Consider the following 11,015-nt stretch of genomic DNA (forward strand, 5'->3'; position numbering starts at 1 on the left):
GGGCGAGGTTGTGCGGCGCCGCAGGGGTGGGTTCGCCGGGATCGTGGCCGCGCTGGTGCTGGGGCTCGCTGCCGGGCCGGCCGCCGCCGACGGCGGGGAGACGCAGGCCGGTTATCTCGCCGAGCGGCTGCGTGAGGATCCCGTCTACGTCTCGGACCAGGTACCCCTCGCCGTCCCCCGCTCGGCGGCGGGGGAGTTCGCGAAGGCGGCCGAGCGGACCGGTGTGCCGACGTACGTCCTCGTGCTGCCGAACGCGCCCGCGTTCGTCGAGCAGTTGCTCGCCGCTGTGCACGACCGGCTCGGTGAGGACGGGCTGTATGTGCTGGTCGACGCCGGTATGTCCTGGATCGACGCCACGTCGTACGGGGTGGACGTGCCCGTGCAGGACGCAAAGTCGGTGGTCACGTACGAAATGCCTTTCGACGCCTGGCCCATCGAGTCCTTCACTCTCTTCGTCGAGGCGCTGACCTCCGACGACGTCGCCGAGCGGGCACAGGCCGCGCGCGAGAAGTACGGCGGCGGGCCCGACGGGCAGTCGCCGACCGCCAGGCCGGAGCCGCTCCACCGGGCCCCGGAGGAGCCGGAGAGCGACGACACCGAGGACGTGTCGGTCACCGACCGGAAGAACCAGAGCTTCCTCACCGGGATCTCGCTGGCCGGTCTGCCGCTGTTCATCCTCCTCATCGCCGCCTACGTCCGGCGGCTGCGGCGGGTTCCGTACGCCGGCGGACGGGAGCGGCGCTGATGTGGGCGTGGCTGCGCGGGCGGCCGGAGATCCTCGCCGCCGTCCTGGTCGCGGTGCTGGTCGCGGTCGTCGCCGGGCAGCGGTTCGGGGGCGGCTCCACGCCGTCGGCCGGCACCGCGCCCGCACCCGGACCGTCCGCGGCGCACGTACCGAGCAAGGCCGATCTGCGGCTGCGCGTGGAGCGGGTCGGGGAGGCGCTCGCCGAGGAGCCGGTCTACGACGATCCGGAGAGCGAGCGGGCGCTGGACGCCGCGGAGCACCGCGAGCTGCTCGACCGGGTCCGGGGCTTCGACCACGACGTCTACCTCGCGATCGTGCCGATGCAGCGGGAGGACGAGTCCGGCGGCGACTCCCTGGAGCTGCTGCGGCGGCTGCACGAGCGGGTCGGCCGCGATGGCGTCTACGTCGTCGCCGATCCGTACGTCGGCGACATCGAGGTCGCCAACTACGCCACGCTGCTGGACAGCGACTACCTCGAATTCGAGCTGCCCCGCCGGGTGCTGAGAGCCGACGTGGACTCCGACGACCTGCGGCTCCCCGAGCGGCTCGGCACGCTGATGACCCTGCTGGAGGAAGCCCCCCGGAACAGCACGCCCGGAGAGCCGCCGTACCAGCTCCCGGAGGACGACGAGGAGGAGTACGAGCCGGAGCCGCTGCCGTCGGTGTTCGGCGCGGACTTCGGGCCCGGTCTGGCCGTCGGGGCCGTCCTGGCGTCGGCGCTGTTCGGCCTGGTGGTAGCGGCGTTCACGCCGCTGCGGGTGCGGCGGCGGCGCCGCACCGCGATGTGGGCGCCGCTGCCCGCCCAGCTGTCGGCGAAGCCGGCGGGGGCAGCGCCGTTGGCGGTACCCGGTGCGGCCGACTTCCGCGCGCCGGGGCGGGCGGACCTGCACCTGGCCGCGCAGGACGCGCTGCGCTCGCTCGCCCGGCGGTACGCGGCCGTGGCGGACGGTCCCGGCTTCGCCGAACCAGGCGGGACCGGCGGGCCCGGTGCACCCGGCGGCCCTCTGGGGCCCGCCGTCGTCCGGGCCGCGGACTGCCTCGACGCCGCGCTGCTCGCGGTGGACGGGCGGCAGGACGGCCACGTCGACCGCGACGCCGACCCGGCGGCCCTCGTCTGCGCCCTGGTGCTCGCCCGCGCCGGGCACGCGGCGCTCGGCGGCACCCCGCACGCCGCCGCCGACTACCGCTGCTGCACGACCAACCCGCTCCACGGGCCCGAGGCCGCCGGGCCAGGACCCCTGCCGTTCTGCGCCGGCTGCCGGCATTCCGCCGTCCCGCCGCACGGGATGCTGCTGCAGTTGCCGACCGCCCACGGGCCCGTCCCGTACGACTCCGTTCCCGGACCGCTGTCCGCCGCCGCGACCGGGATCACCGAACTCATCCGCCAGGTCCGGGAGTACGCCGGTGTGCCGCACTGACACTGCCAGACGCCTGTTCGTCGCCCTGCTCGCCGGGGCCGTCACGGTGCTGCTCGGCTCGGGCTCCGCCGCCGCGCAGCCCAGCGCCGCGGAGCAGATCGCCGACGCGCTGCGGCAGTCGCCGGTGTATGTGGACGACGGGTACGGGACCGCGCTGCCGCCGGACCGGCAGCGGGAGCTGGTCGCGCAGATCGACGAGACCGGGCTGCCGCTGTACGTCGTGGTGGTGCCCCTCACGACGGGCGACGCGTTCGGCGGCGACGCCAAGCAGCTCGCCGGCGCGGTGCACGACCGGCTGGGCCAGGACGCCGTCATCCTCACCAACAGCGACACCACGGACGTGGTGGAGGGCTGGGAGTGGCCGCACGGCAGGCACCAGGCGGGCCCGGCCGCGGCCGCCGTCTTCCACCTCGACGAGATGAGCGACGCCGGTCTCGGCACCCGGCTGGCCAGGGCCGTCGAGATCGTCGCCGCGGGCAACGGGGAGGAGGTCTACGAAGAGGCCACCGCCGACCTGCGCACCCCGACGCCGAGCGGCACGCCCACCACCGCCCCGGCCGCCCCGGCACCGGAAGACGGCGAAGCGAGCGGCTCCCGCGACGGTGGGGGCGTCGGCGCCGGCACCGTCGCCCTGATCGCCGCCGCCGCGGTCGCGCTGACCGCGCTCGCCGCCCTGCTACTGGTGCGCCGGCGCCGGGAGGGCGGGAGTCCGGCTCCGTTCACCTTCCCCCGGGCGGTGTTCGCCGCCGCCGCGGCTGCCGACGAGGCGGATCTGCGCCGCCGCGCGGAGGGCGAGGTCATCGCCCTCGGGGAGGCGGCACGGGCCCATCCGCACGGCGCCGACCCGGTCGGCCTCCAGCACGCTCTGGACGCGTACGCCGCCGCGGGGACCGTGCTCGACGGCGCCCGGGGCCGCGCCGACCTGGCAGGTGTCCTGGCGCTGGTCCTCGAAGGCCGCGACGCGCTCCAGGGCTCGCGGACCGCCCTGCCGCTGTGCTTCTTCAACCCCCTGCACGGCCGCGGCGCCCGCCGCCTCAAGTGGCGTCCCCTCGGCCGCCGCGACCACCTCCGCGTCTCGGCCTGCGCCGCGTGTGCCGCCGCGGTCCAGGCCCGCCGCGCCCCGGAGGTGCTGACCGAGCGGGTGGACGGCCGCGACCTGCCGTACTTCGAGGTCCCCGCGGAGCGCAGCCTGTGGGCCGCCACCGGGTACGGCTCGCTGGCCGGCGACCCCCTGGCGGCACGAGTGGCCCGCGGCGACTTCACCCGCGCCGTGGAGTCCTGACACCCGCCACCGGCCGGGGCACCGCCGGGGACGCTCCCGGTACCTCGCGCCACCGGCACCGGACGCCTCCCGCGCCACGCGCCGTCGTACCGCTCGGCGGCGCGCCGCGGGCCGTCGCGCCGCGCGCCGTCACGCCAGGACCGGGAGCACCGCCGTCAGGTCCGCCCGTTCGCCGCTCGCCGCCACCGCGCCCTCCGCCAGCGCCGTCCCCCAGTCCGTACGCCCCGCCGCCAGCCGCAGCCAGGTCAGCGGGTCCGTCTCCACCACGTTCGGCGGCGTGCCCCGGGTGTGGCGCGGGCCCTCGATGCACTGGATCGCCGCGTACGGCGGGATGCGCACCTCCACCGCCGCGCCCGGGGCCTTCACCGCCAGGGCGTCGGCCAGGACGCGGACCGCGGCGGCCAGCGCGCCCCGGTCCAGGGGGATGCCGAGCCCGGCGGCGCGGTTGAGGTCGTCGCTGTGCACGACGAGTTCGACGAGGCGGGTGACGGTCATGTCCAGCGCCGTCATCGCGCCGGAGTGGTGCGGCAGCAGGCGGTCGGTCCGTACGGCCTCCGCTGCCACCGCCGCCAGCCGCGCCGCCGCCGCGTCGAGTGCCGAGGCGAGGGCCGCCGGGCCCTCCCCGTACTCCGCGGCGACGCGGTCGGCCTCGCGGCGGGTGCGGTCGTCCAGCCTGTCGGCGATGCCGGCCGTCGACACCGCCCACGCCGACAGGTCCACCGCGCGGCTGCCGGCGCCCGCCGCCGGCGGGTGCTCGGCGAGGAGCCGCGGCGTCGCCTCGATCTGGTCGACGACATGGGCCAGCAGCAGCCGTACGTCCCAGCCCGGCAGCCCCGACGGCAGCGCGAGCCGGCGCTCGTCCAGCTCGCGCGCCGCAGCGGCCAGCGCGCGCACCTGCTCCGTGAGCGCGGTCCACGTCCTGCCCGGATCGTACGTACGCGCCCTGCGGGCGCCGCTGCGCTTGGCGGTCGGCATGACAGGAGCGTACGACCGATGTGTGACAACGCGGTCGTGTGCCACCATGCGCGCATGCCTATCGCCGACCGCTACCTCGCAGAAGACGAGTCGCTGGTGTACGTGACCCGCCAGCACTGGACCACGCTGGTCAACGAGTTCCTCGCGCTGTGCGTCATCGCGGTGGCAGCGGGAGTGCTCGTGTGGTGGCTGCCGACGGACGAGGACTGGGGGAAGTACACGAGCTTCGGGGTGCTGGCGGTGGGGGCGATCTTCGCCTGCTACTTCTGGCTCATCCCACTGCTGCAGTGGCGCAGCACCATGTACATCCTCACCACCAAGCGGCTGCACAAGCGCAGCGGCTTCCTGTCCAAGTCCGGCCGCAGCATCCCCCTGTCGCGCGTCAACGACGTGTCGTTCCGCGCGAACCTGTGGGAGCGGATCATGCGCTACGGGACCCTCAACGTGCAGTCCGCGTCCGAGCAGGGCGTGATGACGCTGCGGCACGTACCCGACCCGGAAGGGCTGAAGGCCGAGATCTACCGGGCCGTGGACGCCCTCGGCGGCGGGGCGGAGCCCGCGCGCTGACCCCGCCCCCGTAGCGCCGCGGGACGCCTCACGGGGCTGCCCGTTCCGTGGGGAGGCCCACACCGAAGACGTGGGTCTCCCCGCCCTTCGCCTCCCAGTCGCTCCGCACCTCCACCGACCGCAGGCTTGCCGCCAGCCAGCGGCCGTCGGGCGACCACGCCAACTCGTACGTCTGCAACGGGTACCAGCCCCGGCCGATGGCGTGCCGCGTGACGATGCGGTGGTCAGCGACCCGCTGGACCAGCACCTCCAGCTTCCCCGGCGACTCCCCCGATATCGCCAGATGGTCGCCGCCGGGGCTCACGGTCAGGGCCCGGACCGTGAGGTCGCCGTTCTCGATCACGTCCAGGACGCGGCCGTCCGCCGGATCGGTCACGTACACCCGCGCGCCCATGGCGACGAACATCCTCGACTCGTCCGCGGTGAACGCGACCGCGTCGTACGGATCAGGATCCACCGTGTCCACCGTCCCCGTGCCGCCGTCGCCTTCCTGCCCGCTCCGGTCCAACGCGACCGCTCCGGCCTCCCCGGTCGGAGAGAGCAGGCCGACGGCGGGACCGGGCACCCACTCCGTGCGGTACCGGCCGGTGGCCGAGCGCAGCCTCCCCGCCTGCGGCGGCGCCTCGGCCGGCGTGCCCCGCACCGCGTCGTACGCCAACTGCGGGCGCAGTTCCTCGTGGTGGCGGAGCGTGACCACCGGCTCGCCGGGCACCCACATCAGCCACGGGGAAAGGTAGCCGTCGGGGTGGGCGCGGAGGCATTCACGCCATCCGCCGGTGTCGTACACCACCAGCTCGCCTTCCTCGCTGGTGACGGCGAGATGGCGGCCGTCGTCGGAGAACGCCAGGTGGCGGGGCTCGTCGTCCCCGCCGAAGGGCTTCAGGACGGCCGCGGGGCGGCGCAGATCGGGTATCGCGGGGGCCTCGCCGGCGAGCGGCCGGTCGGCGTGCGTGGGGTACGCCGCCGTCCGCCACCAGTCGCCGGCCGTCAGGTGCTCGATCCACCGCGGGTCGGTGACCACGACGTCGTAGTCGGCGCCGACGTTCGTCTCCTCGCTGAGGACGAGGTCGGCGGCGGCCTCCGGCGCCATCTCGTCGAACCGGAGACCTTCCTCCCAGGGGAAGCCGAGGCGGTCCTCGTCGTCCAGCAGCTCGTCGACCTCCTCGTCCGTGAGGGGGAAGTGCCGCGTGGCGACGCGCTCCACGCTCTCGACGAACCACCGGGTGTTGGCGTCCACCCAGACCTCGTCGAGGCGCTGGTCCTGGGTGACCGCGTCACCCAGCGGGGCACCGTCCGCGCTCTCCCCCAGGACACGGAGGAAGAAGCTGGCGTCGTCGGTCAGCGGGGCGTGCGAGCCGCTGTCGTAGTAGACGACGGTGGAGCGCAGCCGGATACGGCGCCGCGGCGGGTCGACCGCTAACACCCTCACCCCGTACAAGTCGGTCATGGCGCCTCTCCTCGGTGTCCGTGCGGTTCCGCGGCCCCGGCGCGTACACCTGCGCGGGGCCGGAGAAGCAAGGATCACACCCACCACTGACAACCGCCGCTGCACGGCGGCCGGACAGCGGCACCATGACGAGGGCGGGTGTGCGACCGGTCGGTCGCACACCCGCCCCGTCCGGCACGTTCTTCGGTCAGGCGAACAGCTCCGGGATCGTCCGCTCGTACGTCTCCCGCAGCTCCGCCAGCGGAATGCCGAAATGGCCCTGGACCTCGACGGCGTCCCCGTCGACCACGCCGATCCGCGCCGCCGGCAGGCCCCGCGCGCCGCACATGTCGGTGAACCGCATCTCCTCGCTCCGCGGCACCGCGACCACCGCGCGCCCCTGCGACTCCGAGAACAGGAACACCGCCGCCTCCAGCCCCTCGGACACCACCAGCCGCGCGCCGTGGCCGCCCTTCAGGCAGGACTCGACCACCGCCTGGACCAGCCCGCCGTCCGACAGGTCGTGCGCCGCGTCGATCATGCCGTCGCGGGAGGCGGAGATCAGGATCTCGGCGAGCAGCCGCTCCCGCTCCAGGTCGACGGCCGGCGGCAGCCCGCCCAGGTGCTCGTGGACCACCTGCGACCAGGCCGACCCGCCCAGCTCCTCCTTCGTCTCGCCGAGGAGGTAGAGCAGTTGGCCCTCCTTCGCGAACGCCATCGGCGTGCGCCGCGCCACGTCGTCGATCACGCCGAGCACGCCGACGACCGGCGTCGGGTGGATCGGCTGGTCGCCGGTCTGGTTGTAGAGGGAGACGTTGCCGCCGGTGACCGGCGTGCCCAGGGTGCGGCAGGCGTCGGCCAGGCCGCGGCACGCCTCGGCGAACTGCCACATCCCCGCCGGGTCCTCCGGCGAGGGGAAGTTGAGGCAGTCGGTGACCGCGAGCGGGCGGGCGCCGGTGGCGGCGACGTTGCGGTACGACTCCGCCAGCGCCAGCTGCGCGCCCGCGTACGGGTCGAGCTTGGCGTACCGGCCGTTGCCGTCGGTGGCCAGCGCGACGCCGAGGCCGGTCTCCTCGTCGATGCGGATCATGCCGGAGTCCTCGGGCTGCGCCAGGATCGTGTTGCCGAGGACGAAGCGGTCGTACTGCGAGGTGATCCACGACTTGTCCGCCTGGTTCGGCGAGCCGACGAGCCGCAGCACCTGCGCGCGCAACTCGTCGCCCGCCGCGGGGCGCGGGAGCTTCGCGGCGTCGTCGGCCTGGAGCGCGTCGAGCCAGGCGGGGCGGGCCATCGGCCGCTCGTAGACCGGGCCGTCATGGGCGACGGTGCGCGGCGGTACGTCGACGATCTGCTCGCCGTGCCAGTAGATCTCCAGCCGGTCGCCGTCGGTGACCTCGCCGATGACGGTGGCGGTGACGTCCCACTTCTCGCAGATGGCGAGGAAGCGGTCGACCTTCGCGGGCTCCACGACCGCGCACATCCGCTCCTGCGACTCGCTCATGAGGATCTCCTCGGGCGAGAGCGTCGCGTCGCGCAGCGGTACGACGTCGAGTTCGACGCGCATGCCGCCGGTGCCGTTGGAGGCCAGCTCGGAGGTGGCGCAGGAGAGCCCGGCCGCGCCGAGGTCCTGGATGCCGACGACGAGGTCCTCGTGGAACGCCTCCAGGGTGCACTCGATGAGCAGCTTCTCCTGGAACGGGTCGCCGACCTGGACGCTGGGGCGCTTGCTGGGCTTGGCGTCGTCGAAGGTCTCGGAGGCCAGGATGGAGGCGCCGCCGATGCCGTCGCCGCCGGTCCTCGCGCCGTAGAGGATGACCTTGTTGCCGACGCCCGCGGCCTTGGCGAGGTGGATGTCCTCGTGTCGCATGACGCCGACGCAGAGGGCGTTGACCAGCGGGTTGCCCTGGTAGCAGGGGTCGAAGACGACCTCGCCGCCGATGTTGGGCAGGCCCAGGCAGTTGCCGTAGCCGCCGATGCCGGCGACGACGCCGGGCAGCACGCGCTTGGTGTCGGGGTGGTCGGCGGCGCCGAAGCGCAGCGGGTCCATCACGGCGACGGGGCGGGCGCCCATGGCGATGATGTCGCGGACGATGCCGCCGATGCCGGTGGCGGCGCCCTGGTAGGGCTCCACGTACGAGGGATGGTTGTGCGATTCGACCTTGAACGTGACGGCGTAGCCCTGGCCGACGTCGACGACGCCCGCCTGCTCGCCGATGCCGACGAGGAGGGCGTCGGAGGGCGGGGCCTTGTCGCCGAACTGCTTGAGGTGCACCTTGCTCGACTTGTACGAGCAGTGCTCGGACCACATGACCGAATACATGGCCAGTTCGGCACCGGTCGGGCGGCGGCCGAGGATCTCGCGGATCTGCTCGTACTCGTTCTGCTTCAGCCCGAGTTCGGCCCAGGGCTGCTCGGCGCCGGGCGTACCGGAGGCATGCTTGACGGTGTCGAGGGTCACGCTCGCTCGCTCCTTCGCGCGCGGAGGTTCAGTCGGTCGTGGCTCAGGGCGCGAACTCGCTCCCTCGCCGTTCCGGTGTCGAGGGGCGTGCGCGTCATGCGTGGACCAGCCTCTTGAGGATCGAGGTGAAGAAGGCCAGGCCGTCGGTGCGGCCGGTGCCGACGAGGGCTTCGACGGCGTGCTCGGGGTGGGGCATGAGGCCGACGACGTTGCCCGCCTCGTTGGCGATGCCGGCGATGTCGCGCAGCGAGCCGTTGGGGTTGCCGTCCAGATAGCGGAAGACGACGCGGCCGGTCGCCTCCAGCTCGTCGAGCGTACGTTCGTCCGCGGTGTACCGGCCGTCGATGTTCTTGAGCGGGATGTGGATGTCCTGGCCCGCGGCGTAGTCGGCGGTCCAGGCCGTGCCGGCGTTCTCCACCCGGAGCTTCTGGTCCCGGCAGATGAAGTGGAGGTGGTTGTTGCGCAACATCGCGCCGGGCAGCAGATGAGTTTCCGTGAGCACCTGGAAGCCGTTGCAGATGCCGAGGACCGGCATACCGGACCTGGCCTGCTCGACGACCGTATCCATCACGGGCGCAAAGCGGGAAATGGCACCCGCGCGCAGATAGTCCCCGTAACTGAAACCGCCCGGCAGCACGACCGCGTCGACCTGCCGCAGATCCTTGTCCCGGTGCCAGAGCGAGACCGGCTCGGCGCCCGCCAGCCGAACCGCCCGCAGCGCGTCGCGGTCGTCGAGAGATCCCGGAAAGGTGACGACGCCGATACGAGCGGTCACTTCGCCTCTCCCCGGTGCGCGACTTCCTCGACACGTACGGTGAAGTCCTCGATGACGGTGTTCGCAAGGAACGTCTCGGCCATTGTGTTGATCTGCTCGAGGGCGGCGTCGTCGACCGGTCCCTCCACTTCGAGCTCGAAGCGCTTGCCCTGGCGGACGTCGGCGATCCCGGCGAAGCCGAGGCGCGGCAGCGCACGCTGCACCGCCTGTCCCTGAGGGTCGAGGATCTCCGGCTTGAGCATGACGTCGACTACGACGCGGGCCACTGGCTACTCCAGGTAAGGGTTGTGAAGAAGCGGTGACGACAGCGTACCTTGCGGACAAATCTACCCGGGTAGATATGCGCCGGGCCGGTTACGGTTCCGCATCGCCCGTGATATCCACTTGGGTAAAGGGTCGAATAAAAGTAGGGTCCGCATTGCGACGTGACACGCGGGCCCATTTGCTCGGCTTCCGCAACTGAATCCGTCGCGATACAAATGGTAAAGCACTGATCAAAAATGAGCCGGCGCTCCCGCAGCCCCGGTCTTCCGCGCAGGTCGCGCGGCGGGCGGGAAAGCGGCAGGCGCGACCGACGGAAGGACCGGTTTCGTGGCGCAGCGCGTAGTGGTCAGCCTCTTCGACGACATCGACGGCGGAGAAGCGACCGAGACGGTCAACTTCGGACTCGACGGGAAGTCGTACGAGATCGATCTCAATGCCTCGAACGCCAAGAAACTGCGCAGCACGCTCGCGCCCTTCCTGCGCGCCGGGCGGAAGCAGGCGGCGTCGGGCCGGGCGTTCACCCGCACCGACATCGCGCCCAACCCCGCCACCGTGCGCGCCTGGGCCGGGTCGCAGGGCATGGAGGTGCCGGCCAGAGGGCGCATCCCGAAGAAGGTCTACGAGGCGTTCGAAGCCGCCCACTGACACTGCCGCCGGTCGCGCGCACGACCGCGCGTACAACCGTGCGCCGGCCGCGCATCCGGCCGTCCGCCGGGCCGTCTTGGGGCCGTTCGGCGGCCCGGCTTGCCATCTGCCCCCGGGGATCCGATAGAGTCGGGGCACGCGCCAAGGGGAGAACCCCCGAGGCCACGCGGGTGTAGCTCAGTAGTAGAGCGCCCTCTTTCCAAGAGGGAGGCGCAGTGTGCGATTCCTGTCACCCGCTCCGCCACAGAAGCCCTGTTGATTGTGGGGTAGAGTGGAGCACGCGCCGGACGATGAGAGTCGTTCGGATGCACGCGGACGTGGCTCAGTTGGTAGAGCATCACCTTGCCAAGGTGAGGGTCGCGAGTTCGAATCTCGTCGTCCGCTCAGTGGAGGGCCCCGGCTTCGGCCGGGGCCCTTTTCGTGTTCCCGGAAGTCCGCCGCCATGACATCTGTCATCGCG

General features: G+C 73.0%; 10 protein-coding genes and 2 tRNA genes. 7 read left to right on the forward strand and 5 right to left on the reverse strand.

The features are described from left to right. The first annotated feature begins 10 nt into the window (after positions 1-10). From LG396_RS34870 to LG396_RS34880, 3 genes are read left to right on the forward strand one after another with little or no spacing between them, the layout of a single operon-like run. Positions 11-745: a hypothetical protein gene (locus LG396_RS34870; protein ID WP_225797798.1), complete on the forward strand. Its 735-nt coding sequence runs from the start codon at positions 11-13 to the stop codon at positions 743-745. Further along, a complete protein-coding gene (locus LG396_RS34875) occupies positions 745-2,163 on the forward strand; it encodes a hypothetical protein (RefSeq protein ID WP_225797799.1) in 1,419 nt (472 codons plus the stop codon). Before LG396_RS34870 ends, LG396_RS34875 begins: the two co-directional genes overlap by 1 nt. Next, positions 2,150-3,445 carry a hypothetical protein gene (locus tag LG396_RS34880; RefSeq protein WP_225797800.1) on the forward strand — a complete coding sequence of 432 codons (1,296 nt, stop codon included), beginning with the start codon at positions 2,150-2,152 and terminating at the stop codon, positions 3,443-3,445. The genes LG396_RS34875 and LG396_RS34880 overlap by 14 nt, the downstream gene beginning before the upstream one ends. A gap of 129 nt (positions 3,446-3,574) precedes the next feature. Here LG396_RS34880 and LG396_RS34885 read toward each other — a convergent pair whose 3' ends face one another. Continuing rightward, positions 3,575-4,420, reverse strand: a complete 846-nt coding sequence (locus tag LG396_RS34885; protein WP_225797801.1) for a sterol carrier family protein — start codon at positions 4,418-4,420, stop codon at positions 3,575-3,577. A gap of 18 nt (positions 4,421-4,438) precedes the next feature. Here LG396_RS34885 and LG396_RS34890 point away from each other — a divergent pair, with 18 nt between their 5' ends. Beyond that, positions 4,439-4,987, forward strand: a complete 549-nt coding sequence (locus LG396_RS34890) for a PH domain-containing protein (protein ID WP_018839264.1) — start codon at positions 4,439-4,441, stop codon at positions 4,985-4,987. A gap of 28 nt (positions 4,988-5,015) precedes the next feature. Here the strand turns inward: LG396_RS34890 and LG396_RS34895 are convergent, their stop codons facing one another. The 4 genes from LG396_RS34895 to purS form a co-directional block, all read right to left on the reverse strand. Continuing rightward, the gene (locus LG396_RS34895) at positions 5,016-6,434 is read right to left on the reverse strand and encodes a WD40 repeat domain-containing protein (RefSeq protein WP_225797802.1); all 1,419 of its coding nucleotides are present in this window, start codon (positions 6,432-6,434) and stop codon (positions 5,016-5,018) included. Positions 6,435-6,621: 187 nt separating this feature from the next. Then, positions 6,622-8,871: a phosphoribosylformylglycinamidine synthase subunit PurL gene (gene purL, locus LG396_RS34900; RefSeq protein ID WP_225797803.1), complete on the reverse strand. Its 2,250-nt coding sequence runs from the start codon at positions 8,869-8,871 to the stop codon at positions 6,622-6,624. A 94-nt stretch (positions 8,872-8,965) separates the two neighbouring features. Continuing rightward, positions 8,966-9,646 (reverse strand): phosphoribosylformylglycinamidine synthase subunit PurQ, encoded by a 681-nt coding sequence (gene purQ, locus LG396_RS34905; protein WP_018839267.1) that lies wholly within the window; start codon positions 9,644-9,646, stop codon positions 8,966-8,968. Continuing rightward, entirely contained in the window at positions 9,643-9,912 is a 270-nt protein-coding gene (gene purS, locus LG396_RS34910) for a phosphoribosylformylglycinamidine synthase subunit PurS (RefSeq protein WP_018839268.1), read from the reverse strand. Before purS ends, purQ begins: the two co-directional genes overlap by 4 nt. A 325-nt stretch (positions 9,913-10,237) precedes the next feature. Here purS and LG396_RS34915 point away from each other — a divergent pair, with 325 nt between their 5' ends. The 3 genes from LG396_RS34915 to LG396_RS34925 all read left to right on the forward strand — a co-directional run bounded on the left by LG396_RS34915 (position 10,238) and on the right by LG396_RS34925 (position 10,939). Continuing rightward, positions 10,238-10,555, forward strand: coding sequence for a histone-like nucleoid-structuring protein Lsr2 (locus tag LG396_RS34915; RefSeq protein ID WP_027745315.1), 318 nt, complete (start codon positions 10,238-10,240; stop codon positions 10,553-10,555). A gap of 166 nt (positions 10,556-10,721) precedes the next feature. Next, positions 10,722-10,793: transfer RNA gene (locus LG396_RS34920), tRNA-Gly, on the forward strand. 73 nt (positions 10,794-10,866) lie between these two features. After that, positions 10,867-10,939 (forward strand) — tRNA-Gly (locus LG396_RS34925). Positions 10,940-11,015 lie beyond the last annotated feature (76 nt).

The sequence above is a fragment of the Streptomyces aculeolatus genome (genome assembly GCF_020400605.1).
Classification (GTDB): Bacteria; Actinomycetota; Actinomycetes; order Streptomycetales; family Streptomycetaceae; genus Streptomyces; species Streptomyces aculeolatus.